Consider the following 26,359-nt stretch of genomic DNA (forward strand, 5'->3'; position numbering starts at 1 on the left):
GGCTCAGGCTCCCGCTGCGACGAGGACGGCGACGGCCAGGACGAGCGAGCCCGCGAGCAGCGCGCCGAGGTAGGTCTGCACATTGCCGGTCTGGGCGCGGCGTACGGCCGCGCCGAGCAGACGGGGTACGCCGCCCGCGCCGCGCACATAGGTCTCCACGACCTCCCGGTCGAGGAAGCCGACGAGCCGGGCGGCGGCGCGCACCGGGCGGACGAACACCGCGGCGTACAGGGCGTCGAGGTGGAAGCCCGCCGCGGCGTGCCGGTGGAGCGGGCCGAGGAGGAGACGGCCGGGGTCCGCCGGGTCGTGGGCCGCGGCGATATCGCCGTACGCGGGCTCGTGGGTGGCGATGGCCTCGGCCTCGGAGAGCGCGGGCTCGGCGTCCGGGTGGGCTGCCACAGCGCCCATCGGAGTGCGGGCGGCCAGCGCCGTGGTGTGCCGCCAGGCCCCGTACGTGACGAGGACGCCGACGAGGGCGAGCCCGGTGCCCAGTACGGAAGTGGTGAGGGTCGGGGCGAGGGACCCGCCGTCGAACCAGTCCGGGAGGGCGCCGAAGGCGAGGCCGAACGCGGCGGCGGGGATGAAGAGCGCCCATAGGACGGCGTTCATGACGAGGGGCTGGCGTCCGTGGTCGGGGGCTTCGGTGCCCTTGCCGCGGAAGGTCAGCAGCCACAGGCGGGTCGCGTAGCCGGCGGTGAGGAGGGCGGTGAGCAGCCCGGCGACCAGGACGGTCCAGCCGACGGCCGACGGGACGGCCGGGGCGTGTCCGGTGGCCGCGTGCTCGGCGGCGCCGAGGACGGCCTCCTTGGAGAAGAAGCCCGCGAACGGCGGGATGGCGGCGAGCGCGAGCAGCGCGACCGTCATCGTCCAGTAGGCGTCGGGGATGCGCCCCGCCAGGCCGCTCATACGCGACATCGCGGCGAGCGAGTTCGTCCCGGCCGCATGGATGATCACGCCGGCACCGAGGAAGAGCAGGGCCTTGAACGCGCCGTGGGCCAGCAGGTGGAAGACGGCGGCGCCGCGGTCGTCGACGGCGAGCGCGCCGGTCATATAGCCGAGCTGACCGACGGTCGAGTAGGCGAGTACGCGTTTGATGTCGTCCTGGGCCAGAGCCGCGAGCGCCGAGCCGACCATGGTGACCGCCGCCATGACGGCGAGCACGGCGAGGGCGGCGGCGGAGGACGCGAAGACGGGCAGCAGCCGGGCGATGAAGTAGACGCCGGCGGCGACCATGGTGGCGGCGTGGATCAGCGCGGAGACCGGGGTGGGGCCGGCCATCGCGTCGGGCAGCCAGGTGTGCAGCGGGAACTGCGCCGACTTGCCCGCGACCCCGGCCAGCAGCAGCAGCGCGATCAGGGTGGGGTGGTCGAGCTGGAAGTGCGCGGCGGAGGAGGTCAGCTGGGTGTAGATGCGGCTGATGCGGAACGTACCGGCGTCGGCGCCGAGCGCGAAGATCCCGAACAGGAACGGCACATCGCCGAGCTTGGTGACCAGGAACGCCTTGAGGGAGGCGGAGCGCGCGGCCGAGGTCTCCCAGTAGTGGCCGACCAGGAAGTACGAGCAGATGCCCATGATCTCCCAGCCGACGAGCAGCACGATCAGGTCGTCGGAGTAGACGACCAGCAGCATCGCGGCGGTGAAGAGGGAGACGAGCGCGGCGTAGGACGGGTAGCGCGGATCGTCGCGCAGATAGCCGGTGGAGTAGATCTGCACACAGCACGCGACGACGCCGACGAGGACCGCGACCAGGGCGGCGAAGCCGTCGATGTGCAGCGCGAGGTCGATGGGGAGCGAGCCGGTGTCGGTGAGCCGGGTCGCGGCGTCCAGCGCCCCCTTGCCGCCGCCCGCTCCCCCGCCCTGCCGTACGGCGACGAGGACGGCGAGGGCGGCCGCGGCGACGGTCGGCAGCACCGCGAGGGGGCGTACGAAGCCGGGGGCGCGGCGGCCGAGCAGCAGTCCGGCGAGGGCACCGAGGAAGGGCAGGAGGGGGACGAGGACGGCGGCGGTCGTGGTCGTCACGCGGTCTGCCTCCGGGCGGGGATTCCCTGGTCAGCGCTGGTGTCGGCGTCGCTGTCGGCGCCGTTGTCAGTGGTGCCTGGCACGCTGTCATCGGTGGGCGGGGGCTCGGCGAGGCCCCGGAGCTTGTCGATGTCGGCGGTGCCGCGGTCGCGGTAGACGAGGAGGACGATGGCCAGCCCGATGCCGATCTCGGCGGCGGCGATGGCGATGACGAAGAGCGTGAGGGCCTGGCCCGCGTGCAGGGTGTCGCGGAGCCAGACGTCGAAGGCGACGAGATTGAGGTTGACGGCGCCGAGCATCAGCTCGACGGACATCAGCACCAGGATCGCGTTGCGGCGGGCGAGGACGCCGTACAGGCCGGTGCAGAAGAGGAGGACGGCGAGCACGGCGGGGTAGGCGAGGTGCATCAGCCCTCCTTTTCGGCGGCGTCGGTGGCGGCGCGGGGGCCGGCGGTGCGGGAGCCGTTGGTGCGGGAGCCTTGTGCGCTGGGGCCGTTGGTGCGGGAGGACCCGTTGGGGCGGGGGCCGTTGGCGCCCGGGGTCCGCTGGGGGGATCGCAGCCGGGAGAGCACGATCGCGCCGACGAGCGCGGCGAGCAGCAGCACCGACAGCGCCTCGAACGGCAGCACCCAGTGCCGGAAGAGGCTTACGCCGGTGACCTTGGTGGAGCCCTGCACCTCTCCGAGGTCGATCCAGGTGGCCCGGAAGGCGTCCACGACCACCCAGACCAGGGCGGCCGCGGAGGCCACGGCCACCGCGAGGGCGGCCGGGCGGTTGCCCGAATCGGCGTCAGGCGACCGGCCGATGGGCGCCTTGGTCAGCATCAGCCCGAACAGGATGAGGACGACGACGGATCCGACGTAGATCAGCACCTGCACCCAGGCGATGAACTCCGCCGTGAGGAGCAGGAATTCGACCGCGAGCCCGCCGAGCGTGACCACCAGCCACAGCGCGGCGTGCACCAGTTGCTTGGTGGTGACGGTGACGACGGCCCCGCCCAGGGTCACCACCGCGACCAGAAGGAAGGTGATCTCCACACCGGTCGGTGACAGAAAACCGTGGCCGGCGGCCGCGAGCTGCGCCGCGGCAGTCATGACGCCGCTCCGTCCCGGCCGGAGGAGCCGGTGGGGCCCGAAGAGCCGGTCGGGCCATCGCCCTCCGCCGCGTCCTTGGCCTGCGCGGTTTGCGCTGCCTGCGTGGCCTGTGCCGCCTCGGCCGCGGCGATCTTGTCGGCGGCCTTGCGGGCGGCGGCGATCTCCTTGGGCTCCTCGGCGCTGGGGTCGAGCGCGGGCGGCGCGGGCACCGTCCACATCCATTCGCGGAGCTTGTCGCGCTCATGGGTGAGGTCGCGGATGTCCTCCTCCGCGTACTCGAACTCCGGCGACCAGAACAGCGCGTCGAAAGGACACACCTCGATGCAGATACCGCAGTACATGCACAGGGCGAAGTCGATGGCGAACCGATCCAGCACATTGCGGCTGCGCTCGCGCCCGCCGGGCGCGGCCGGCGGCACCGTCTCCTTGTGGGAGTCGATGTAGATGCACCAGTCCGGGCACTCGCGCGCGCAGAGCATGCAGACCGTGCAGTTCTCCTCGAACAGGCCGATGACGCCGCGCGTCCGGGGCGGCAGTTCGGGCTGCACGTCCGGGTACTGCGCGGTGTGCGCCTTCCGGGTCATCGTGCGCAGGGTGACGGCCAGACCCTTGGCCAGGCCGGAACCGGGGATGCCCATCAGGAGATCACCACCTTGACGACGCCGGTGAGGGCGATCTGGACCAGGGCGAGCGGGATGAGGCCGGTCCAGGCGAGCTTCTGCAGCTGGTCCTCGCGCAGCCGCGGATAGCTCACCCGCAGCCAGATCACCACGAAGGCGAGTACGGCCGTCTTCAGCAGCGTCCACACCCAGCCCAGGTCATGGGCGGCCGGACCGTGCCAGCCGCCCAGGAACAGCACGGTGGTCAGCCCGCAGAGGATGACGATGCCCGCGTACTCGGCCAGCAGGAACAGCGCGAAGCGCAGCCCGGTGTACTCGGTGTACGCGCCGAAGATGATCTCGGAGTCGGCGATCGGCGCGTCAAAGGGCGGACGCTGCAGCTCGGCGAGCCCGGCCGTGAAGAACACCACCCCGCCGACGATCTGCCACGGCACCCACCACCACTCGAACGCGTCGAGGATGCCGGGCAGCGAGACGGTACCGGCGGCCATCGCCACGGAGGCGGCGGTGAGCAGCATCGGCAGCTCGTACGCCATCAGCTGCGCGGCCGTACGCAACCCTCCGAGGAGGGAGAACTTGTTGGCCGACGCCCAGCCCGCCATGAGCGAGCCCAGCACGCCGACGCCCATCACGGCGAGCACGAAGAAGATGCCGGCGTCGATGAACCGGCCGACGGCGCCGGGCCCGACCGGGATCGCGACCAGGACCAGCAGATACGGCAGCAGCGCGACGGCGGGCGCGAGCTGGAAGATCCGCCGGTCGGCCCCCGCCGGTACGACGTCTTCCTTCTGCGCGAACTTCACGCCGTCCGCGACCAGCTGTGCCCACCCGTGGAACCCACCCGCGTACATCGGCCCGAGCCGACCCTGCATATGGGCCATGACCTTGTGCTCGGTCTGTCCCACGACGAGAGGCAGTACGAGGAAGGCGACCAACAGCGCGAGCAGTCGCAGCGCGACGTCGAGGACGTCGTTCACGCGGTGCCTCCCGCCGGGTCGTCGGTGTCTGTGTGGGGTGCATCGGGCTCAGCGGGCGCGTCAGGCTCACCGGCGTCCTCGGGCACCGCTGGCCGCGCCGGCTCTTGGGACCCCTCGCGGCGCGCGGGGTCTCCGGCCTTCCCGTCGTCCGCGACGGGCCGGGATGGCCCGGATGGCCGGGAAGCCGCCCGCGGCTCGGTGTCGGCCCCGGCCTCAGCGGCGGCACCGGACGCGGACTCGGTCTCGGACCCGGATGACTCCGACCCGGCGGCCGGCGCCCTTGTCTCGGCTTCCGCCGGCCCAGTGGCGCCGGAGGCCGTCGGCCCGCCTGTGGCCGTAGCCTGCGGCCCGGGCCCGGCGGCCCCCGAGTCCTGAACGTCCTCGCTTGCGGCGGTCCCGGGCGGCTCCCGCCGCTCCGCAACGTCCCGCCGCGACTCGGTGCCGGACTCTGCGGCGGCGGTCGCGCCGGGCGCGGACTCGGCATCCTCCGGTGCGGCGGCCGCACGGTCGGCCTCCGAGCGCGGCGGTTCGTCGGTGCCCGCGGCGGCGGTCCCTGTTCCGGCTTCCGCCGAGGCAGAGGAGCTGGAGGCCGTCGGCCCACCCGTAGCTGCCGATCGGGAGGCCTCCCGCCGCGGCTCGGCGCCGTCCCCCGCCGTAGCGGTGGCGCCGGGCGCGGGCTCGGGGGACTCCGCGTCGGGGGCCGTCGGCTCGTCCCGGGCCGGGCGGGCGTGGTGCCATGGGGCGTCGGTCGAGCGCGGGCGGGTGGTGGGGCGGTCCGGGCGCGCCTGGGCCTGACCGCCCGTCGCGGCGCGCCGACCTGCCGACCCCTCGCCGGCGCTACGGGCACGACGCGTGGGCCGGGCAGCGCCGTCCGACGCCTCCCCCGCGGCCGCCCCCTCCGCGGCCTCGCCCGCCGCTGCCTCCGTACTCGTGCCCCGCTGGCTCGCGGAGCCCTCACTCACACTGCGCGACCGGCGCGCGGGCCGGGCAGTCCCCTCCGCCGCTGCCGTATCCGTACCGGCGTCCCGCTGGCTCGTCGAGCCCTCGCTCGCGGTACGAGCGCGGCGTGCGGGCCGCGCGGAGTCGTCCGTCGGCGTCTCCGCGCCCGTGGTGTCGGTGGCGCGCTGGCTGGCCGAGCCCGCGGACGCGCTGCGGGCCCGGCGGGCCGGGCGTTCGCCCCCGGCGCCCGCGGCGCCTGCCGCGCCCGCCGTGCGGGTCGCGCGCGCCGGGCGGGCGGGGGCAGGGGGGAGCTGGCCCTTGAGGGGGCCCCATTCGTTGGGATCGGGGACGCCGGGCGGCAGCATCTGCCGCCGTCTGGGCGCGTGGGCGGCGTCGGACTCCCCCGGCTCCTTCGCGCCCGGCCATGCCTTGGCGACCCGCGCCGCCAGCACGAAGTCCTTGCGCAGCGGGTGCCCCTCAAAGCCGTCCGGGAGCAGCAGCGGCGCGAGGTGGGGGTGGTCGGCGAAGTCGATGCCGAACATCTCGTGGGTCTCGCGCTCATGCCAGGCCGCGCCCGCGTAGACGCCGGTCGCGGTCGGCAGGGCGGGCGCGTCGTGCGCCACGGTGGTGCGTACGAGCAGCCTGCGCACGGCGGGAACGGCCGCGGCGGTCGACGGCCCCAGGGCGACGACATGCGCGGCCACGCGGAAGCCCTCGCCGGGCTCGTCGACCGCGCTCAGCCAGTCGAAGTAGGTGCAGCCCAGCGCGTCGCGGGCGGTCTCCAGTGCGGGGATCCACGCGTCGGCGGGGACGTCGACGGTGAGCAGCCCGTACGCCTCCTCCGCCGTCGCGCCTTCGCCGAACAGCTCGGTCGCCGGCCGCGGCAGCCAGCCGACCGTCGGCTGCGCGGCCTCGGCGGCAGCAGGCACTTCGGCCTCGGCGGGGTGGTTCCGGTCGTCGGGCGCGGTCACGGCGTGCCCTCCCCCGCGGCCGGTCCTGAGGACGGGGTGGGCGGCGCGACCAGGCCGCTGCGCAGGGCTGTCGCGGACGGCCGAGAGGCCGCGCCGTCACGTCCGTACCGCTCGCCCAGCGACTCGCGCGCGATCTTCTCCTGAAGCTTCAGGATCCCCTGCAGCAGCGCCTCCGGTCGGGGCGGGCAGCCCGGCACATACACATCGACGGGGATGATCTGGTCGACACCCTTGGTGACCGCGTACGAGTCCCAGTACGGCCCGCCGCAGTTCGAGCAGGCCCCGAAGGAGATGACGTACTTGGGCTCGGGCATCTGCTCGTAGAGCCGCTTCACCGCGGGCGCCATCTTGTCCGTCACCGTGCCGGACACCACCATGAGGTCGGCCTGGCGCGGCCCTGGGGCGAAGGGGATCACGCCGAGCCTGATGAAGTCGTGGCGGGCCATCGACGCCGCGATGAACTCGATGGCGCAGCAGGCCAGCCCGAAATTGAAGACCCACAGGCTGTAGCGGCGGCCCCAGTTCAGGACCACCTTCATCGGCTCGGGCGCCAGCCTGGCGAGCGTCCCGAGGCGGCGCGGCTCCGGAAGGTCCACAGGTGTGGCGGCCGGCGTGGGGGCGGGGGTCGGTGTCACGTCCATTCCAGGACGCCCTTCTTCCAGGCGTACAGCAGGCCCACGGCGAGGAAGCCGAGGAAGATGAACATCTCCACCAGCGTCGTTCCGCCATAGCCCGGTGCGGCGAACACCGTCGCCCAGGGGAAGAGGAAGATCGAGTCCACCGCGAAAATCACATACAAGAAAGCGTAGACGTAGTAGCGGATCTGGGTGTGGGCCCAGCCCTCGCCGACGGGGTCGACACCGCACTCGTACGTCAGCAGCTTCTCCGGGGTGGGCACCACGGGCCGCAGCAGCCGCCCGGCCCCGAAGGCCACTGCGACGAAGAGCACGCCGACCACCGCGAGCAGGCCGACCACCGAATAGCCCTGGAAATAGTCGGCCGCGAGCGGCACGGCTGTGGTGCGCACGGTCGTCGCCTCCGGCACGTCCGCCCCTCGCTCCCTGTCCCGCCTGATGTTCGCCGATGTCGTATGTTCGACGCTACGTACGCACGGGAGTGTAGGCCCTGGAGCCGTCCAGGTGAGCCGCCGGTCCGCGATGCGGTGGGGTTACCCCTACCCGGGCACGGCGACGTACCCCATGGCGGGGCGGGGGCGGGCCGGGCAATCTTGGCCGTATGACCGTGAGTTCAACCGACGAGGGCGACCAGGGCGACCAGGGCCATGAGCGGCTGCCCCGGCCGCCCGCCTTCGGCTTTCCCGCGCAGACCTGGAAGGAGATCGCCCACCTCCTCGCCAATCTGCCCATGGGCATCCTCGGCTTCGTCTACTCCCTGGTGTGGCTCGTCATGGGCCTGGGGCTGGCGATCACCGTGGTGGGGCTGCCGCTGCTGGCCCTGGGGCTGCGCGGCAGCCGGCTGTACGGCGCGTTCGAGCGGCATCGCGCCCGCGCGCTGCTCTCGGTGCGCGTCGACGAGCCGAGCCGGCTGCGGCACCACGCGGACGGCGGCTTCTTCTCCTGGCTGTGGGCGCGGCTGCGGGACCCGGTGGGCTGGCGGACCACGCTGTACTCCTTCATGCGGCTGCCCTGGGCGGTGGCCACCTTCTGCGTAACCCTGCTCTCGCTCTTCCTCGCCTGGCCCGTGCTGCCCTGGATCGCCCGGGGCCTGACCAACGCCGACCGGGCGATGGTGCGCGGGCTGCTGTCCCCCTCGGACGAGCTGGAGCGGCGGATCGCGGAGCTGGAGTCGGACCGGGGCACGGTGGTCGACACGGCGGCGGCCGATCTGCGCCGTATCGAGCGCGATCTGCACGACGGGGCGCAGGCCCGGCTGGTCGCCCTCGCCATGGGTCTTGGTCTGGCGAAGGAGAAGGTGCTGGAGGACCCGGGGGCGGCGGCCGCGATGGTCGACGAGGCGCACGGCGAGGTGAAGCTGGCCCTCCAGGAGCTGCGCGACCTCGCCCGGGGCATCCACCCGGCGGTGCTGACCGACCGGGGTCTGGACGCGGCGCTGTCGTCGGTCGCGGCGCGCTGCACGGTGCCGGTGCAGGTCGGCGTGGACCTGCCGGAGCGGCCCGCGCCCGCCATCGAGGGCATCGCCTACTTCACCGTCTCCGAGCTGCTGCAGAACATCAGCAAGCACAGCGGCGCCCGGACGGCCACCGTCGAGGTGTGGCGGTCGGACGGGCGGCTGCTGATCCAGGTGCGGGACGACGGGCACGGCGGCGCGAGCACGGACAGGGGCAGCGGTCTGGCCGGGCTCGCGGAACGGCTCGGGTCGGTCGACGGCCTGTTCACGGTGGATTCGCCGGTGGGCGGACCGACGGCCGTGACCGCCGAGCTCCCGTGGCGCGACCGCGGAGCCGCGCGGGCCTAGCTGGGGCCGGTCCGGTGGTATGCCCAGGGCTACCCCGACGGTAGGGCTAGCCCCACGGTCAAGACGCCTACCTGCTCCATGGCTCGACCGGGCGCACTCCGGGAGCCTGGATGTACGCACCGCAGCACGGGCACCATGCCCCACCCTTCGGAGGACGGACGAGAGATGGCCACCGCATACGAACCGTACGGGCCGGAAGCCGAGCCCAGCGGCTCTCTGGTGCCCGCGGCGCTGCGTGCACCCTTCAAGGCCCGCGTCTGGCGCGAGTTCCTGTATCTGATGCTCAGCCTCCCGATGGCCCTGCTCACCTTCTGCTACGCGGTCACGATGCTCGCGCTCGGCTTCGGGCTCCTGGTCACCTTCCTCGGCATACCGGTGCTCGGGGTCGCCCTGGCGGGCTGCCGGGCGCTCGGGGCCGTGGAGCGGGCCAGAGCGCGCGGGCTGCTGCGGCTGGAGGTCGCCGATCCCGAGCCGGTGCGGGCGGTGACCCGCGGGTCGCGCAAGGCGGGTCCGTTCGCCTGGGTGGGCGCGCTGCTCAGGAGCGGCACCTCCTGGCGCCATGTCCTCTACTCGGTGATCCACCTCCCGTGGGCGATCTTCGCCTTCGCCGTGTCGCTGGCGCTGTGGGTGAACGCCTGGGCCTTGGTGAGCTATCCGCTGTGGCAGTGGGTCCTCCCCACCTACAGCAATCAGCAGGGCATACAGCTCTTCGAAGTCGACGGCCGCGGCTTCTTCCTCGACACCCCGTTCGAGATAGCCGTGACCAGCGTCGCCGGAGCGCTGCTGCTGGTGGGGACGCCGTTTGTGATACGGGGGCTGACCTCGGTCGACCGGCTGCTGGTGTCCGGGCTGCTGGGCCCCTCGCGGCTCGCGGCGCGGGTGTGGGAGCTGGAGTCGGACCGGGGCACGGTGGTCGACACGGCGGCGGCCGATCTGCGCCGTATCGAGCGCGATCTGCACGACGGGGCGCAGGCCCGGCTGGTCGCCCTCGCCATGGACCTGGGCCTGGCGAAGGAGAAGCTTCAGGAGGACCCGGAGGCGGCGGCGCGGATGGTCGACGAGGCCCATGGCGAGGTGAAGCTGGCCCTCCAGGAGCTGCGCGACCTCGCACGCGGCATCCACCCGGCGATCCTCACCGACCGGGGCCTTGGCCCGTCCCTGTCCGCCCTGGCGGCCCGGTGCACCGTGCCCGTCACGGTGACGGTGGACCTGCCGGAGCGGCCGGCGGCCGCCATCGAGGGCATCGCCTACTTCACCGTCTCCGAGCTGCTGCAGAACATCAGCAAGCACAGCGGCGCCCGGACGGCCGCCGTGGATGTGTGGCGCTCCGAGGACCGGGTGATGCTGCAGGTCTCGGACGACGGCCGGGGCGGGGCGGACGCCCGGACCGGGTCGGGGCTCGCCGGGCTGGCCGAGCGGCTTGACGCGGTCGACGGCCTTCTCGTCGTGCACTCCCCGGCCGGCGGCCCGACCTCCGTCACTGCCGAGCTCCCCTGGCGAAGGTGACCCGCGGGGCCCATCGCCGCCCCGCCCCCGCCGCCCCCCGCCTCGCCCATCTGTCTCCCTCTCCCTCTCTCCCCCTCTCTCCCGTCCGCCACACGGTCCGCCCCTCGGTCCGCGCCGCGCCCGCCCCCTCGTCCGCCCGCTGCCCCGTCCCACCCCGTCCCGGTGAGCGTGCCGGGGCCTCGGGCGGGTCCGATCCCTGGGATGCTGGGGGCAGAGAAACCGACGAGTGGGGGCGGGCTGTGGAGGACAGGGTGCGGGTGGTCATCGCCGAGGATTCGGTGCTGCTCCGGGAGGGGCTGACCCGCCTGCTGACCGACCGTGGTCATGAGGTGGTCGCGGGGGTCGGCGACGCGGAAGCGCTGGTGAAGTCGGTCCAGGAGCTGGCCGACGGGGGCGCGCTGCCGGATGTGGTGGTCGCGGACGTACGGATGCCGCCGACCCACACCGACGAGGGGGTACGGGCGGCGGTCCGGCTGCGCCGCGACCACCCCGGACTGGGTGTGCTGGTGCTGTCTCAGTACGTGGAGGAGCAGTACGCCACGGAGCTGCTGGCCGGCAACAGCCGCGGCGTCGGCTATCTGCTCAAGGACCGGGTGGCCGATGTCCGGGAGTTCGTGGACGCCGTGGTGCGGGTGGCCCGGGGCGGCACGGCGCTGGACCCGGAGGTCGTGGCGCAGCTGCTGGGGCGCAGCCGGAAGCAAGACGTGCTGGCCGGGCTCACCCCGCGTGAGCGGGAGGTTCTCGGCCTGATGGCCGAGGGCCGTACGAACTCGGCGATCGCCAAGCAGTTGGTGGTGAGCGACGGCGCGGTCGAGAAGCACGTCAGCAACATCTTCCTGAAGCTCGGCCTGTCGCCGAGCGAGGGGGATCACCGCCGGGTGCTCGCGGTGCTGACGTATCTCGACTCCTGAGTCTCGACTCCTGAGTCTCGACTCGTGAGACAGCGCGGGATGTAAGACGGGCATGGGGTGTCCGGGCCAGGCTGGTCCGATCCGATCCGGTCCGGTCCGGCCCGGTCGATTGGCAGTCGCATCCGTCGTACGTCCAAAGACCGAAAGGGGAGTATCGCTCGACATGAGTACGGGGGCGCATGCAGAGCATGACAATTCACCGCATAAAGGGGCAGTGTCAGGGCGTCCATTATGCGATCCGGTCAGGGAAGGCGACCCTTACCGACGTACGATGGCGATGGGACAACCGGTCGGCACCGATGTCCACGAGCGCCGCCTCAAGGGAGGTCCGAATCAGTGACCAGCCAGGTCAGTAGCCCGGCCGAGCAGGCCGAACCAGCCGATCAGCAGGACGGGCAGACGCACGTCGGGGGACAGCGAGCGTCGGACGGCGGCAAAGAGGTCCGCCGTCTGGACCGGGTGATCATCCGGTTCGCTGGTGACTCGGGCGACGGTATGCAGCTCACGGGTGACCGGTTCACCTCGGAGACGGCGTCATTCGGCAATGACCTGTCCACGCTGCCGAACTTCCCGGCCGAGATCCGGGCCCCTGCCGGCACCCTCCCCGGCGTGTCGAGCTTCCAGCTGCACTTCGCCGATCACGACATCCTCACCCCCGGCGACGCGCCGAACGTATTGGTGGCGATGAACCCGGCCGCGCTGAAGGCCAATCTGGGCGATGTGCCGCGCGGCGCCGAGATCATCGTCAACACCGATGAGTTCACCAAGCGCCCGATGGCGAGGGTCGGCTACGACCAGAGCCCGCTCGAGGACGGCTCGCTGGACGGGTACAACGTCCACCCCGTGCCGCTGACGACGCTGACCGTCGAAGCGCTCAAGGAGTTCGGGCTGTCCCGCAAGGAGGCGGAGCGCAGCAAGAACATGTTCGCGCTCGGTCTGCTGTCGTGGATGTACCACCGCCCGACCGAGGGCACCGAAAAGTTCCTGCGCCAGAAGTTCGCCAAGAAGCCGCAGATCGCCGAGGCCAACGTGGCCGCCTTCCGGGCCGGCTGGAACTTCGGCGAGACGACGGAGGACTTCGCGGTCTCCTACGAGGTGGCGCCCGCCTCCTCCGCGTTCCCCCCGGGGACATACCGCAACATCTCCGGCAATCTGGCGCTGTCGTACGGGCTGATCGCTGCCTCGCACCAGGCGGATCTGCCGCTGTTCCTGGGCTCGTACCCGATCACGCCCGCCTCGGACATCCTGCATGAGCTGTCCCGGCACAAGAACTTCGGCGTGCGCACCTTCCAGGCCGAGGACGAGATCGCGGGCATCGGCGCGGCGCTGGGCGCCGCCTTCGGCGGGGCGCTCGCGGTGACCACCACCTCCGGCCCCGGCGTGGCGCTCAAGTCGGAGACCATCGGGCTCGCGGTCAGCCTGGAACTGCCGCTTGTGGTGGTCGACATCCAGCGGGGCGGCCCGTCGACCGGTCTGCCCACCAAGACCGAACAGGCCGATCTGCTGCAGGCGATGTACGGGCGCAACGGCGAGGCCCCGGTGCCGATCGTGGCCCCCAAGACCCCGGCGGACTGCTTTGACGCGGCGCTGGACGCGGTGCGTATCGCGCTGACCTACCGCACCCCCGTCTTCCTGCTCTCCGACGGCTACCTCGCCAACGGGTCGGAGCCGTGGCGGGTGCCGGACCTCGAGGACCTGCCGGATCTGCGGGTCCGGTTCGCCAGCGGCCCCAACCACACCCTGGCGGACGGCACCGAGGTCTTCTGGCCGTACAAGCGCGACCCCGAGACGCTCGCCCGCCCCTGGGCGGTGCCCGGCACCCCCGGCCTCGAGCACCGCATCGGCGGTATCGAGAAGCAGGACGGCACCGGCAACATCTCCTACGACCCGGCCAACCACGAGCACATGGTGCGCATCCGGCAGGCCAAGGTCGACGGCATCGAGGTGCCGGACATCACGGTGGACGACCCCACCGGCGACGCCCGCACGCTGGTGCTGGGCTGGGGTTCGACCTATGGGCCGATCACCGCCGCCGTGCGCCGGGTCCGCGCCGCCGGAGACGCCATCGCCCAGGCCCATCTGCGCCATCTCAACCCCTTCCCGGGGAACCTCGGCGCGGTGCTGGCCCGCTACGACAAGGTGGTCGTGCCCGAGATGAACCTCGGTCAGCTCGCCACCCTGCTCCGCGCCAAGTACCTGGTCGACACCCGCTCCTTCACCCAGGTGCGGGGGCTGCCATTCAAGGCCGAGCAGCTTGCGACGGCCCTTAAGGAGGCCATCGATGACTGAGACGATCACGGAAGGGCTCTCCTCCGTCGACGCGCTTTCACTGGTGCCGAAGGCCGGCGCCAAGCAGACCATGAAGGACTTCAAGTCCGACCAGGAAGTGCGCTGGTGCCCCGGCTGCGGTGACTACGCGGTCCTCGCCGCCGTCCAGGGCTTCATGCCCGAACTCGGCCTGGCGAAGGAGAACATCGTCTTCGTCTCCGGCATCGGCTGCTCCTCCCGCTTCCCGTACTACATGAACACGTACGGGATGCACTCGATCCACGGCCGTGCCCCCGCCATCGCCACCGGCCTGGCCGCCTCGCGCCGCGATCTGTCGGTGTGGGTGGTCACCGGCGACGGCGACGCGCTGTCCATCGGCGGCAACCACCTGATCCATGCCCTGCGCCGCAACGTCAACTTGAAGATCCTGCTGTTCAACAACCGGATCTACGGCCTCACCAAGGGCCAGTACAGCCCGACCTCCGAGGTCGGCAAGATCACCAAGTCCACGCCGATGGGCTCGCTCGACGCGCCCTTCAACCCCCTCTCGCTCGCGCTGGGCGCCGAGGCCGGGTTCGTCGCCCGCACCGTGGACTCCGACCGCAAGCACCTCACCCAGGTGCTGCGGGAGGCGGCCGCCCACCCGGGCACCGCGCTGGTGGAGATCTACCAGAACTGCAACATCTTCAACGACGGCGCCTTCGAAGTCCTCAAGGACAGGGACCAGGCGCTGGAGGCCGTCATCCGTCTCGAGCACGGCAAGCCGATCCGCTTCGGCGCGCCGTTCAGCGAGGAGGACGGCGGCGACGGCCTCGGCTCCAAGGGCGTCGTCCGCGACCCGGCCACCGGCGACCTCAAGGTCATCGATGTGACCCGGGAGGGCACCGAGCGGGTGCTGGTCCACGACGCGCATGCCGCCTCGCCGACCACCGCCTTCGCGCTGACCCGCCTCGCCGACCCCGACACCCTGCACCACACCCCCATCGGGGTGCTGCGCAATGTCGCCCGCCCGGTCTACGAGGCCGAGATGACCACCCAACTCGAGGCCGCAGTGGAGCAGAAGGGCAAGGGCGACCTCGGCGCCCTGCTCACAGGCCACGACACCTGGACCGTCGTCGGCTGATCCGAAGTGCACGGAGGGGCACCTCCCAGCGGTAGCTGGGGGAGGGTGCCCGCCCGGAGCGTCTGACGACGCCCCGGGCGGGCACCCGTTTTTTATCGCGCCCTTTTATCGCGCTTGGCGGCGTCGTACGCCTCCCTGGCGGCCAAGACCTCCGGGACCTTCTCGTTCGTCCACTCGGCCAGCGCCCACACCCGCCGGGCCGCCTCCTCGCCGAGTTCGGTCAGCGAGTAGTCCACATGCGGCGGAATGACGGGATACGCCTCGCGGTGCACAAAGCCGTCCCGCTCCAGGGTCTGAAGGGTCTGCGTCAGCATCTTCTCGCTGACGCCACCGATCGCGCGCCGCACCTCACTGAAGCGGTGCGTCCCGTCCATCAGCACGCCGAGGACGAGAACGCCCCAACGGCTGGTGACATGCTCCAGCACCAGTCGTGACGGGCACATGGCGGCCTCGGGGCCGCCTATCAGCACGCCCCGCGTCTTCTCGGTGACCTTCTCACTAACCGGCATGCCCGTACCTTACTTCAAAGTGGGTACTTTCAAATGGTTAGCGTCGAGACTAGGGTGGTTCACAGATCGACACCAAGAGGATGAAAGCGAGAAAACAGACATGAGCATCGTCGTCACCGGAGCCACCGGCCACCTCGGCCGCCTCGTCGTCGAGGGTTTGCTGGAGAAGGTCCCCGCGGACCAGATCGTGGCCGTGGTGCGGGACGCCGACAAGGCGGCCGACCTCGCGGCGCGCGGCGTACAGCTGCGCATCGCCGACTACAGCCGGCCGGAAACCCTCCAGGGCGCCTTCGCCTCCGGCGACAAGGTGCTGCTGATCTCCGGCAGCGAGGTCGGCCAGCGCGTTCCGCAGCACCAGGCCGTCATCGACGCCGCCAAGGAGGCGGGCGTCGCCCTGCTCGCGTACACCAGCGTCCTCGGCGGCCCCGCGGCCGACTTCACCCTGGCCGATGAGCACAAGGTCACCGAGCAGGCCATCCAGGCCTCCGGCCTGCCGTACGTGCTGCTGCGCAACGGCTGGTACCACGAGAACTACACCGAGCAGTTGGCCCCCGTGCTGGAGCACGGCGCCGTCGTCAACAACGCGGCCGGCGGCCGCGTCGCCTCCGCCTCGCGCGCCGACTACGCGGCCGCCGCCGTCGAGGTGCTGACCGGCGAGGGCCACGAGGGCAAGGCGTACGAGCTCAGCGGCGACACCGCCTGGAGCTTCGAGGAGTACGCCGCCGAGATTGCCAAGCAGACCGGCAAGGAGATCGCGTACGGCCCCGTGCCGGCCGAGACCCACAAGGCCATCCTGACCGGCGCCGGCCTTCCCGAGCCGCTGGCCGAGATCCTGGTGGACGTCGACGCCGCGATCTCCCGCGGCCGGCTGGCCGGCACTCCCGGCGACCTCTCCCGCCTCATCGGCCGGCCGACCACCCCGATCGCGGACTCGATCGCGGCGGCCCTCAAGGGCTGAGCACCGGGGCTGAGCACCCTGAATCCCCCGGCGACCGCACGGCGGCCCGCTTGTCATGACCGTATGACGATACGTAAATGACAGGCGGGCCGCTTCGGCGCTACCTTCGACAGGTCGCCATGCCGCCGGGAGGACATGTGAAGCCGGAGAGCCAGCCTCAGCAGCGCAGCGGACTCGCCTACGGCTTCGCCGCCTACGGCATGTGGGGCCTGGTCCCCCTCTTCTGGCCGCTGCTCGAGCCCGCCGGGGCCGTCGAGATCCTTGCCCACCGCATGGTGTGGTCGCTGGTGGCCGTCGTCCTCGTACTGCTCGCGCTGCGCCGCTGGTCCTGGATACGTCCGCTGCTGCGACAGCCCGCGCGGCTGGGGATGATCGCGATCGCGGCGGCCGTCATCTCCGTCAACTGGGGCCTGTACATCTGGGGCGTCAACAGCGGCCATGTCGTCGAGACCTCGCTCGGATACTTCATCAACCCCCTGGTCAGCATCGGCTTCGGCGTTCTGCTGCTGCACGAGCGGCTGCGGCCGGTGCAGTGGGTGGCGGTCGGCGTCGGCGTGGCCGCCGTGGCCGTGCTGTCGGTCGGCTACGGCTCACTGCCCTGGATCGCGCTCACCCTCGCCTTCTCCTTCGCCACCTACGGCCTGGTCAAGAAGCGGATCGGCCTGGGCGGACTGGAATCGCTCGCCGCCGAGACCGCGGTCCAGTTCCTGCCCGCGCTCGGCTTCGTGATCTTCCTGGCCGCGCGCGGGGACAGCACCTTCGGCAGCGAGGGTGCCGGGCACTCGGCGCTGCTGGCGAGCAGCGGGCTGATCACCGCGCTGCCGCTGATCTGCTTCGGGACGGCGGCCGTACGGCTGCCGCTGTCGACGATCGGGATGCTGCAGTACATCGCCCCGATCTTCCAGTTCGCGCTCGGCGTCGCCGTCTTCCACGAGTCCATGCCGCCCGAGCGCTGGGCGGGCTTCTCCCTCGTATGGCTCGCGCTGGCCCTGCTCACCTGGGACGCGCTGCGTACGGCCCGCCGGGCGCGGGCACAGCTGCGCGCGGCCTCCGAGCGGGCCGCCGCGGCGACGGCGCAGAACGGCGGCACGGCGGCCGAGGACCCCGTCCTCGGCTAGAGGGCTTGCTGAGGAAATGTCGACGACCTGCTGAGGACCGGCAGGAAGCTCGGCGGTCACGCCCGTAAAAGGCCGCGCGGGATCGATATGCGGCGGCTGGTGTCCGGTTTATGCCCTTGACGCGGCGTCAACCGGACCCGGAGCATCTGCCTTTGCGACACTCCGCACCCACGTGCCACCTCTACACCGTGCCACCGCTTCAGCGCTCCCCGCCCCACCGGGTGCGTGCACCACACAGCGACACGTTCATTCCGTCCTGTCCTCGTTCGGAATTCGGAGCCCCCCATGTCGTCAACCGGAAGATCCTTGATACGCCGGGCCGCCACCGCCGCCACAGCGGCCGGTGCGATCGTCGCGGCCCTGGCCACCGCGGCGCCCGCCGCGCCGCTGCCACCGGCCGGACCGACGCCGGCCCCGGCGGCCGCGGCCGCCCTCGCGGCGCCCGACATCCCGGTCGCCAACGTCAAGGCCCACCTGAGCCAGCTGCAGTCCATAGCCACCGCCAACAGCGGCAACCGCGCCCATGGCCGCCCCGGTTACAAGGCCTCGCTCGACTACATCAAGGCCAAGCTCGACGCGGCCGGGTTCACCACCACCGTGCAGCAGTTCACCTCCGGCGGTGCCACCGGCTACAACCTCATCGCCGACTGGCCCGGCGGCGACGCCGACAACGTGGTGTTCGCGGGCGCCCATCTGGACTCCGTCACCGCCGGCCCCGGTATCAACGACAACGGCTCGGGCTCGGCGGGTGTCCTGGAGACCGCGCTCGCCGTCTCCAGGGCGGGGCTGCAGCCCACGAAGCACCTCCGGTTCGGCTGGTGGGGCGCCGAGGAACTGGGGATGGTGGGCTCCCGGTACTACGTGAACAGCCTGTCGACCGCGAATCGCGCGAAGATCGACTCGTATCTCAACTTCGACATGATCGGCTCACCCAACCCGGGCTACTTCGTCTACGACGACGACGCGCGCCTCGAGTCCGTGTTCAAGGACTTCTTCGCGACCAAGGGCGTGCCCACCGAGATCGAGACGGAGGGCGACGGGCGCTCCGACCACGCGCCGTTCAAGAACGTGGGCGTGCCGGTGGGCGGGCTGTTCAGCGGCGCCGACTACACCAAGACCGCCGCCCAGGCCCAGAAGTGGGGCGGCACCTCCGGCCAGGCGTTCGACCGCTGCTACCACCGGTCCTGCGACACCTCGAGCAACATCAACGACACCGCGCTGGACCGCAACACCGACGCCATCGCGTACGCCATCTGGACCCTCAGCAGCTGACCGCGAGCCCAGCCGACGGCGGACAGCTGAGCGGCGGTCGCGGGGTTCGCCACCCGCGGCCGCCGTCGTCGCCGTCGTCGTACGGCTCGGCTCAGCTCAGCTCGGCTCAGCTCGGCTCAGCTCGGCTCAGCTCGGCTCAGCTCGGCTCAGCTCGGCTCAGGCGGTGATGTCCTTCGCGGTGAACCGCGCCCAGGCGGCCGAGCCGAACACCGCCACATAAAGGGCCTGCAGCTCGAAGTTCTTGATGAGTTGGTCCCAGTAGACCGGGTCCCGGAGAACGTCCGCGAAGGACAGCCAGTAATGCGGGAACAGATACGGCTGGATCGCGTGCAGCTGCGGGATGGTGTCCAGGATCTGCACCGTTATCAGCAGCCCGACGGTCGCCGCCATGGCCGCGATCCCGCTGTTGGTGAGGGTCGAGATGAACAGGCCCACCGTCGCGATGCCGATGAGGGAGCACGCCACGACGCCCGCCACCGCCAGGGTCCTGAGCAGTCCGTCGGTGAACGAGACGGTGGTTCCCGAGATCAGCGTGACATCGCCGAGGGGGAAGAGCAGCGCCCCGGTCGCCAGTCCGGCCGCGGCCACCACACCCGTGGCGACCAGGCAGAAGGCGATCACGGTGGTGAACTTGGCGAGGAGGAGGCGGGTCCGCCCGGCCGGTGCGACCAGGAGATAGCGCAGCGTGCCCGAGCCCGCCTCGCCCGCGATGGAGTCACCGGCGATCACGCCGATGGCCATCGGCAGGAAGACGGGCAGCGTCGCCGCCAGCGAGGCGAAGACCAGGAAGATGCCGTTGTTGGTGATCTGGGAGAAGAAGGCGGGGCCCTGGCCGTCTCCCCCGTGTCCCTCACCGAACGAGCCGCCGTCGCTCGTCTCGATCTTCACCGCGATTCCGGTGAGGACCGGGATGGCCGCGAGCACGCCGAGCAGGGCGATGGTCCGCCAGCGGCGGAAGGTGGTGCCCAGCTCGCTGCGGAACAGGGCGAGCGTCCACAGCGGGCTCGGCCGCCGGGTGGGCGCCCCGGCAGCCCTTTCGACCTCAGCTTTGACCTCAGCCTGCGACATCGAAGCCCTCCCCGGTCAGTGCGACAAAGGCGTCCTCGAGCGAGGCCCGCTCCGCTCCGAAGGCCCGGACCCGCACCCCGGCGCGTACGAGGGCGGCGTTGAGGTCCGCCAGGTCGAACGGCGGGGCACTCTCGCCGGAGGCGGAAGTGGGCCCGGCCGAGGGCAGCTCCCCCGTGACGCGCTCGTCCAGGACCACGATGTCCGTCACCCCGTGTTCCTTCAGGACGCGGACCGCGTCCGCGGGGTCCGGGGTGGTGACGGACAGCCGGCCGCGGCTGCCGGCCGCCAGCTCGGCGACGGTGCCCTGGGCGATGAGTCTGCCCTGGGCCATGACCGCCGCATGAGTGCACACCTGTTCGATCTCATCGAGGAGGTGGGAGGAGAGAAAGACGGTGGTGCCGTCCTCGGCCAGCTCGCGCACCAGCGCCCGGATCTCCCGCATGCCCTGCGGGTCGAGGCCGTTCGTCGGCTCGTCGAGAACGAGCAGTTCCCGCGGCTGGAGTAGCGCCGCGGCCAGGCCCAGGCGCTGTTTCATGCCGAGGGAGTACGCACGGGCCTTCTTGCGCGCCGCGGCCGAGAGACCCACCCGCTCCAGGGCGGCCGAGACCCGCGCGGCCCGGGTGCGCGGGTCGGCGGTGGGGTCGGCGGCGTCGAAGCGGATCAGATTGTCCCGACCGTTCAGGAAGGGGTACAGGGCGGGGCCCTCGATGAGGGCCCCGACCCTGGGCAGCACGCTGCGGGCGGCGCTCGGCATGGGCGCGCCGAGCACCCGGGCTCTTCCCGCGGTGGGCTCGATCAGGCCCATGAGCATGCGGATGGTCGTCGTCTTCCCCGAGCCGTTGGGCCCGAGGAAGCCGAAGACGCTGCCGCGCGGCACGGTCAGATCCAGCCCGTCGACCGCGAGCTGTCCACCTCGGTAGCGCTTGGTGAGCCCGCGGGTCTCCACCGCCGCGCCCGTCGCGCGGGCGGTCGGTGCCCCGGCCGTGTCCTCGGCGGACGGCTCCTCCACGGGCTCCCCCTTCGTCAAGCGGTCACTTGGCCGCGTCCGCGGCGTCGATCAGGGCGTTCTTGTCGACCGCGCCGACGAAGACCTTGCCGTCATCGGTGATCAAGGCGTTGACCAGGCGAGTGCTGAGCACCGTGCCCGAGCCGAAGTCCCCCTTGACCTTCTTGCCCAGACCGCCCAGGAACTCGCTGGGCCCGCCCCCGCCGCTCGCGCTGGCGGGCAGGCCGCCGGGAAGGTCCAGCCGCGCCACCGAGTCCCAGCCCTTGCCGACCACATTCAGCTTGGACAGCTCGCGGAGGCCCTTCTCCCCGCCCTTGGCCTTGGCCTTGTGCTCGGCGCGGCCCTCCTCGGTGACCTTCGCGCCCTTGGGCGGGGTGAAGCGGAAGGCGCTCGCCTTGGGCTTGCCGAAGTCCACCTCGGTGAAGGCCACATCGATCGCCGCCTTGCCACCGCTCTTGGGCTCCAGGGTGAACTTGAGCGGCACCCAGTTGTGCGCGTCCACGGCGATACGGATGGAGCCAACCGTCGAGTGGGCCGCGTCGCTCTGCTTGGGACGGATCAGCAGCTGGTAGGCGTCCCGTCCGGCGACCCTGGCGGTGCCGTCGACCTTGACCTGCGTCGTGTCGTCCACGGCGGCGAGCGCCTTCTTGGCGGCCTCCCGCGGGGTGAGGCCGCTCAGGTCCTCGGGCACCTCACGACGGTGGTCGCCCTTGGCGGCTTTCTCGGGGGACTTGGCGTGGTAAACCGAGTTGTCGGCGCTGTTGTACGCCCACACCTCGTCGCCGTTGTGGATGACGCTGTACTCGGCGGCCTTCTCGATGATCGAGACCCGCTGCCGCTCCGGTCCGTCGGCGGCCACCCGCAGGGTGTGGGAGCCGGACGCGAGCTCGGCGAGCTTGGACTCCGGCGCGGCGTCGCCGTTCCCCTGCTGCCCGCCCGCGAGGTCGCCGAGCGAGACGCCTCCGGGGAGGGAGGGTATGCCCAGATCGGTCGTGATCTTCACCGAGCCGGACAGCTGCTCGGCGTCCGATGCGGCGATCTTGCTGATCAGCTCCTCTGCCGTGATCTTCGGCAGATCGGGCGAACCGGTGCTGGCGAGGGCCGGGACCAGCCCGATCGTCGCCGCCGCGATACCGGCCACCGCCACCGGGGCGGCGTACCGGACGGCTTTATGGCGCCCTTTCGGTCGGTCCTCATCCCAGAAACCGTCGTCGGCGACCTGTGTCGGTCGGATCCGTGCCATATGTGCTCTACCTCCGTCGTCGGCGGCGGTTGTCAGCCTCGCACTCGTCCACCTCTCGGGCCATTGTCACCCGATACCGCCATGTGGTGGTCCTTCAATCCCACCAAATCGACCGTCTTGGCGCGTCAGCCGACAGGATCACCTCTGGGTACCCCTGAGGTAGGACCCGATGCGCCGCAGGTCTGAACCGAAGAAGCCGGAAGTCCGGACCGAAGAACCCGGAAGTCCGGGCCGGAGCAGCCGGAAGACGAGGGCGCGGACGGCAGCGGGGAAGGCGGAGGCGGTCAGCCGGCCCGGTGCACCACCGCGTCGCACAGCCCCTCGAGCGCGGCCTTCGCCGCCCCCTCGGGCAGCGGCGCCAGCATCGCGCGGGCCTCCTCCGCATAGCGCAAGGTGTCCTGGCGGGCCTGCTCCAGCGCCGGGTGGACGCGCAGCCGCCGCAGCACCTCGCCGTGGAGCCCGTCGTCGCTGAGGTCTGCGGTCAGCAGTTCGCACAGCTCGCGGTCCTCGGCGGAGCCGGACGTCTCCGCCTGCGCGCGCAGATGGAGCACGGGGAGGGTGGCGATGCCCTCCCGCAGGTCGGTGCCGGGGGTCTTGCCCGACTCATGGCTGTCGCTGGCGATGTCCAGTACGTCGTCGGCCAACTGGAAGGCGATGCCCAGCCGCTCGCCGTACTGGGTGAGGATGCTGACGACGGACTCGTCGGCCCCCGACATCATCGCGCCGAACCGCCCGGAGACCGCGACCAGCGAGCCGGTCTTGCCCTGGAGCACGTCCAGGTAGTGCTCGATCGGGTCCTGGCCGTCCCTCGGCCCCGCCGTCTCCAGGATCTGCCCGGTCACCAGCCGCTCGAACGCCTCGGCCTGGATCCGCACCGCCTCCGGGCCCAGATCGGCCAGGATGTGCGAGGCGCGGGCGAACAGGAAGTCGCCGGTGAGCACCGCCACCGAGTTGCCCCAACGGGCGTTGGCGCTGGCCACACCGCGGCGGACGTCCGCCTCGTCCATGACGTCGTCGTGGTAGAGCGTCGCCAGGTGCGTCAGCTCGACCACGACGGCCGAGGGCACCACCCCGGGCGCGTACGGGTCGCCGAACTGCGCGGCGAGCAGCACCAGCAGCGGCCGGAACCGCTTGCCGCCCGCCCGCATCAGATGCTGGGCCGCCCCGGTGATGAACGGCACGTCGCTCTTCGTGGCCTCCAGCAGGCCCTCTTCGACGGCTGTCAGCCCGGCCTGGGTATCGGCTTCCAGAGTCCGGTCCCGCACGCTCAGCCCGATGGGCCCGACGACGCTCACGGGGTACTCCTGTCTGCCTGCGGTCACACGCAATGTCGATGTGTCGCTGTCTCCACTAAAGGCAGCGTATCCGGTCGGCTGGCGATCACCATGGGCGCCTTCCCGCCTTGTGCGAGCTATCACTTCCGGCGCTCTGCCGACCGGCTCCCCACGACATTCTCCGCGCTCACCGGCAGATCAAACGTGTTCAGGTCCCCGATCATTCAGTGATCGACTCTGGGTCGATCACTGATCAACAGTCGGTCAATCCTTGATCGGCTGTGCCATCCGCGGCCGACACGCCTTCCTCGGGCGGGTGGCCACACCGACCGTCACCCATGGGCCAACGCCACCGCCTTCGCCAGCCGGGGCGAGGCGTACTCGGTGCCGCAGACGAAGCGCATGACCGGCCCGAAGCTCGCTGCCGCGGGCAGCCCGGTGAAGTACAGGCCCGGTACGGAGGAGCCATAGCCCGCGTCCAGCCACGGCCCTCCGGCCCTGCTCACCACCTCGGCCCTCAGCTCCGGCCCGAGGAAGCCCAGCGCCGCCACATTCATCCGGTAACCGGTCGCGGCCATCACATGGTCCGCGGCCAGCTCACCGGCGCGCCCGCCACCGCGCAGGGAGAGCGCCACGCGCCCGCCGCTCTCCGCCTCCACCCGGGTGACCCGCTGCCCCTGTGTGACCTGCACCCGCCCCGCGAAGCGCTCCCGCAGCCACCAGGCGCCCAGCGGCCCCAGCACCGTGCGGACCAGATACCGCCGGGCCGGCGCGGGGAGCCGCCTGAAGGCCGCGGCGTGGTGCGAGAGCGCGTACAGCGACCAGGCGCGCCCGAAGGGCGACCCGGGGCGCAGCCGCGGCTGACGGTCCGGCGGCGCGCCGAACGCGACCGCGCGCCGCCCCCGCGCCACCACCCGCACCGCCGCGGCGCCCGCCTCGGCGAGCAGCACCGCGGACTCCAGCGCCGACTGCCCGGCCCCGACCACCACCACCTCACGTCCGGCGAACCGCCCCAGGTCGCGGTGTTGTGAGCTGTGCGATACGGGCCCGGTGGGAGAGGGCCCGTCGGGGACGGCGGCGGCGAACTCGGCGGGCAGATGGGCGAGCCCGGCCAGCCCGCTGGCGACCACCACGGCGCACGCGGCGAACTGCTCCCCCGAGTCCAGCTTGAGCTCGAACCGGCCGCCCCGCCGGTCGACCGACACCACCCGCACCTGCTCCAGCTCCGGCACCAGCCGCTCCTGGAACCACAGCCCGTACCGCGCGAAGGTCTCGACCGGGATGATGTCCCAGTCCGACTCATAGCGCTTGCCGCCCTCCGCACAGCAGAAGTCGAGCAGGGTGTGCCCCACCTGCGGGGCATCGATATTCGAGGCCACCGGGGTGGATTTGAGCAGCATCCCGGCCGGCATGTGCTCACGCCAGCTCACCATCGGTGTCCCGAAGACGCGGACCGACAGGCCGCGCGCACGCAGATGGGCCACCGCCGACAGGCCGTAAGGACCGGCCCCGATGACTGCTACCGGATCGTTCACAAGTCCCCTCCCCGAGACGTCACTTACTCGTGGTGCGACCTACTCATGGCGCGACTTACTGGTGGCGCGACCTACTGGTAGCGCGCCACCGCTGGTACAGGTGGACTGCGCCGGGCCGCACACAGCGCGCCAGCATCGTGAAGAACGGCTTCATGTCGTCGCGCGCGGCCCACGCCAGCTCGGTCCCGCCCGCACGGGCGGGCGCGTGCGGGGTGGTGTATCCGCTGCGGCGGTAGGCGAGCAGCGCGGGCAGGTCGATGTTCTCCACGACGAACCGCCGGTCCGCGCGCTGCTCGGCCTCCGGGACCTTGCGCCCCGTCAGGTCCAGGTGCTGGGCGCGGACCACATCGATGCCCGCCTCGCTCTCGAAGAGCCGGAACTGCGCGCCCATGCGGGGGTTGAAGTCGAGCAGTTTGTACCGCCCGTCCCGCCGGTCGAAGCGCCAGTCCAGATCGACGATTCCGGAGAAGCCGATCCGCTTGATGAACTGGGCGGCCAGCTCCGCCAGCTCGGGGTTGTCCACCGCATAGGCGCAGGCCGTCATGCCCGCATGCGGCGGCCAGGACCGCACCTTGACCCCGGTGAACATCGCCAGTGGCGTGCTCTCCGCGTCGAAGTAGGCGTGCACGATCCAGTCCTCGGCCTCCTCCCTCGGCAGATACTCCTGCAGGATCACCCCGGGCCGCCGACCCCACCCGGTCGCCAGCGCCAGCAGCTCACGCGGCCCGGTGATCCGCGTGGTGCCGCCGACCGCCGGCCTTCTGCGCCGCTCGAACGCCTCCCGGTTCTTGGCGACCACCGGGAAGCGCGCGGTCGCCGCGAACTCCTTGACGTCGGCGTACGAATCGGGGAACGCCGCGGACGGGGTGGGCACGCCGTGGTCCAGACACAGCTCGTACAGCCCCTGCTTACTGGCCAGCCGCCTGGGCAGCCCGGGCTCCGCACGCGGGAAGAGGAAACGGCCCTCTCCGGCGAGGGTGTCGGCGTGCTCGGCGATCAGCACCGCCGCCTCCTCGTCCGTCGGCAGCAGGACGGCCGGCCGCCGCCCGATCGCCCGCCCGATCCGCAGCAGCCCCTCCACCAGCCGCTCCGGCCGCTCCATGCCGGTGGTCGGCCAGACGAAGGCCCGCTCCAGATAGCGCGAGAGCGCGGCCGGAGTCCAACGGTCCTCGGTGACGGCGTACATGGGGATGCCCAGGCGGCCCAGGGACCGGATGGCGCCGACGCCCCCATGGTGCAGCGGGTAGTCGCCGATCTTCACGATCAGACCGGGCACTGTGCGGTCCACCGCGAACGGCACGTCACTGCTCGCCACGAGTCCCCCTCGGTCACCGCAGCGCAGTGGCCCCCCCCACCGTGCGTGACCCGATTAAGGACGCTACTGGGGAATTGACGACCAGGGCAAGACTATCCGGACATTACCATCTCTTTAGGCAACAGTCGGTACAGTCCTCCCTTCGCGCGCCCGCCCCCGTAGGGTGTGGCCCGGTGATCCCGGCAGCCCCCGGCGACG

22 protein-coding genes and 1 pseudogene are annotated in these 26,359 nt (G+C 71.7%); 8 read left to right on the forward strand and 15 right to left on the reverse strand.

Features of this window, described 5'->3' with window-relative positions; all coding sequences use genetic code 11:
• Positions 1 to 3: 3 nt before the first annotated feature.
• From ACH4U7_RS15335 to ACH4U7_RS15370, 8 genes are read right to left on the reverse strand one after another with little or no spacing between them, the layout of a single operon-like run.
• A complete protein-coding gene (locus ACH4U7_RS15335) occupies positions 4 to 2,019 on the reverse strand; it encodes an NADH-quinone oxidoreductase subunit L (RefSeq protein WP_398528391.1) in 2,016 nt (671 codons plus the stop codon).
• Positions 2,016 to 2,426 carry an NADH-quinone oxidoreductase subunit NuoK gene (gene nuoK / locus ACH4U7_RS15340; RefSeq protein WP_398528392.1) on the reverse strand — a complete coding sequence of 137 codons (411 nt, stop codon included), beginning with the start codon at positions 2,424 to 2,426 and terminating at the stop codon, positions 2,016 to 2,018. Before nuoK ends, ACH4U7_RS15335 begins: the two co-directional genes overlap by 4 nt.
• Entirely contained in the window at positions 2,426 to 3,112 is a 687-nt protein-coding gene (locus ACH4U7_RS15345; protein WP_398528393.1) for an NADH-quinone oxidoreductase subunit J, read from the reverse strand. The genes nuoK and ACH4U7_RS15345 overlap by 1 nt, the downstream gene beginning before the upstream one ends.
• Complete coding sequence (locus ACH4U7_RS15350; RefSeq protein ID WP_398528394.1) at positions 3,109 to 3,750, reverse strand: NuoI/complex I 23 kDa subunit family protein; 642 nt, start codon at positions 3,748 to 3,750, stop codon at positions 3,109 to 3,111. Before ACH4U7_RS15350 ends, ACH4U7_RS15345 begins: the two co-directional genes overlap by 4 nt.
• Positions 3,750 to 4,709 carry a complex I subunit 1 family protein gene (locus tag ACH4U7_RS15355; protein WP_089509735.1) on the reverse strand — a complete coding sequence of 320 codons (960 nt, stop codon included), beginning with the start codon at positions 4,707 to 4,709 and terminating at the stop codon, positions 3,750 to 3,752. Before ACH4U7_RS15355 ends, ACH4U7_RS15350 begins: the two co-directional genes overlap by 1 nt.
• Positions 4,706 to 6,619, reverse strand: coding sequence for an NADH-quinone oxidoreductase subunit C (locus ACH4U7_RS15360; protein WP_398528395.1), 1,914 nt, complete (start codon positions 6,617 to 6,619; stop codon positions 4,706 to 4,708). The genes ACH4U7_RS15355 and ACH4U7_RS15360 overlap by 4 nt, the downstream gene beginning before the upstream one ends.
• Positions 6,616 to 7,260 (reverse strand): NADH-quinone oxidoreductase subunit B, encoded by a 645-nt coding sequence (locus ACH4U7_RS15365; protein WP_398528396.1) that lies wholly within the window; start codon positions 7,258 to 7,260, stop codon positions 6,616 to 6,618. The genes ACH4U7_RS15360 and ACH4U7_RS15365 overlap by 4 nt, the downstream gene beginning before the upstream one ends.
• Positions 7,251 to 7,664 (reverse strand): NADH-quinone oxidoreductase subunit A, encoded by a 414-nt coding sequence (locus ACH4U7_RS15370; protein ID WP_089509737.1) that lies wholly within the window; start codon positions 7,662 to 7,664, stop codon positions 7,251 to 7,253. Before ACH4U7_RS15370 ends, ACH4U7_RS15365 begins: the two co-directional genes overlap by 10 nt.
• Positions 7,665 to 7,855: 191 nt before the next feature.
• Between ACH4U7_RS15370 and ACH4U7_RS15375 the strand changes: the two genes are divergently transcribed.
• The 5 genes from ACH4U7_RS15375 (at position 7,856) to ACH4U7_RS15395 (ending at position 14,863) form a co-directional block, all read left to right on the forward strand.
• The gene (locus tag ACH4U7_RS15375; RefSeq protein WP_398528397.1) at positions 7,856 to 9,055 is read left to right on the forward strand and encodes a sensor histidine kinase; all 1,200 of its coding nucleotides are present in this window, start codon (positions 7,856 to 7,858) and stop codon (positions 9,053 to 9,055) included.
• A gap of 165 nt (positions 9,056 to 9,220) precedes the next feature.
• Positions 9,221 to 10,561, forward strand: a complete 1,341-nt coding sequence (locus ACH4U7_RS15380) for a sensor histidine kinase (RefSeq protein ID WP_398528398.1) — start codon at positions 9,221 to 9,223, stop codon at positions 10,559 to 10,561.
• Between the two features lie 251 nt (positions 10,562 to 10,812).
• Positions 10,813 to 11,472: a response regulator transcription factor gene (locus tag ACH4U7_RS15385; RefSeq protein WP_014178710.1), complete on the forward strand. Its 660-nt coding sequence runs from the start codon at positions 10,813 to 10,815 to the stop codon at positions 11,470 to 11,472.
• Positions 11,473 to 11,808: 336 nt separating this feature from the next.
• Positions 11,809 to 13,761 (forward strand): 2-oxoacid:acceptor oxidoreductase subunit alpha, encoded by a 1,953-nt coding sequence (locus ACH4U7_RS15390; RefSeq protein WP_398528399.1) that lies wholly within the window; start codon positions 11,809 to 11,811, stop codon positions 13,759 to 13,761.
• Positions 13,754 to 14,863: a 2-oxoacid:ferredoxin oxidoreductase subunit beta gene (locus tag ACH4U7_RS15395; RefSeq protein ID WP_385613757.1), complete on the forward strand. Its 1,110-nt coding sequence runs from the start codon at positions 13,754 to 13,756 to the stop codon at positions 14,861 to 14,863. Before ACH4U7_RS15390 ends, ACH4U7_RS15395 begins: the two co-directional genes overlap by 8 nt.
• 92 nt (positions 14,864 to 14,955) lie before the next feature.
• Here ACH4U7_RS15395 and ACH4U7_RS15400 read toward each other — a convergent pair whose 3' ends face one another.
• Complete coding sequence (locus tag ACH4U7_RS15400) at positions 14,956 to 15,372, reverse strand: winged helix-turn-helix transcriptional regulator (protein ID WP_398528400.1); 417 nt, start codon at positions 15,370 to 15,372, stop codon at positions 14,956 to 14,958.
• A 100-nt stretch (positions 15,373 to 15,472) separates the two neighbouring features.
• Here ACH4U7_RS15400 and ACH4U7_RS15405 point away from each other — a divergent pair, with 100 nt between their 5' ends.
• From ACH4U7_RS15405 to ACH4U7_RS15415, 3 genes and pseudogenes are all read left to right on the forward strand, one after another.
• Positions 15,473 to 16,330: an SDR family oxidoreductase gene (locus ACH4U7_RS15405; protein ID WP_398528401.1), complete on the forward strand. Its 858-nt coding sequence runs from the start codon at positions 15,473 to 15,475 to the stop codon at positions 16,328 to 16,330.
• Positions 16,331 to 16,449: 119 nt separating this feature from the next.
• Positions 16,450 to 17,448, forward strand: a complete 999-nt coding sequence (gene rarD / locus ACH4U7_RS15410; RefSeq protein ID WP_398528530.1) for an EamA family transporter RarD — start codon at positions 16,450 to 16,452, stop codon at positions 17,446 to 17,448.
• A 285-nt stretch (positions 17,449 to 17,733) separates the two neighbouring features.
• Positions 17,734 to 18,717: pseudogene (locus tag ACH4U7_RS15415) on the forward strand (M28 family metallopeptidase); the annotation flags it as partial.
• A 159-nt stretch (positions 18,718 to 18,876) separates the two neighbouring features.
• Here ACH4U7_RS15415 and ACH4U7_RS15420 read toward each other — a convergent pair.
• From ACH4U7_RS15420 to ACH4U7_RS15445, 6 genes are all read right to left on the reverse strand, one after another.
• Positions 18,877 to 19,788, reverse strand: coding sequence for an ABC transporter permease (locus tag ACH4U7_RS15420; RefSeq protein WP_398528402.1), 912 nt, complete (start codon positions 19,786 to 19,788; stop codon positions 18,877 to 18,879).
• A complete protein-coding gene (locus ACH4U7_RS15425) occupies positions 19,775 to 20,797 on the reverse strand; it encodes an ABC transporter ATP-binding protein (protein WP_398528403.1) in 1,023 nt (340 codons plus the stop codon). The genes ACH4U7_RS15420 and ACH4U7_RS15425 overlap by 14 nt, the downstream gene beginning before the upstream one ends.
• Before the next feature lie 22 nt (positions 20,798 to 20,819).
• A complete protein-coding gene (locus ACH4U7_RS15430) occupies positions 20,820 to 22,037 on the reverse strand; it encodes an outer membrane lipoprotein carrier protein LolA (RefSeq protein WP_398528404.1) in 1,218 nt (405 codons plus the stop codon).
• 284 nt (positions 22,038 to 22,321) lie between these two features.
• Entirely contained in the window at positions 22,322 to 23,332 is a 1,011-nt protein-coding gene (locus ACH4U7_RS15435) for a polyprenyl synthetase family protein (RefSeq protein ID WP_398528405.1), read from the reverse strand.
• A gap of 311 nt (positions 23,333 to 23,643) precedes the next feature.
• Positions 23,644 to 24,846: an FAD-dependent oxidoreductase gene (locus ACH4U7_RS15440; RefSeq protein ID WP_398528406.1), complete on the reverse strand. Its 1,203-nt coding sequence runs from the start codon at positions 24,844 to 24,846 to the stop codon at positions 23,644 to 23,646.
• A gap of 55 nt (positions 24,847 to 24,901) precedes the next feature.
• Positions 24,902 to 26,161 carry an ATP-grasp domain-containing protein gene (locus ACH4U7_RS15445; protein WP_398528407.1) on the reverse strand — a complete coding sequence of 420 codons (1,260 nt, stop codon included), beginning with the start codon at positions 26,159 to 26,161 and terminating at the stop codon, positions 24,902 to 24,904.
• Positions 26,162 to 26,359: the final 198 nt, after the last annotated feature.

The organism is Streptomyces sp. NPDC020845, assembly GCF_044334165.1.
Taxonomy (GTDB): domain Bacteria; phylum Actinomycetota; class Actinomycetes; order Streptomycetales; family Streptomycetaceae; genus Streptomyces.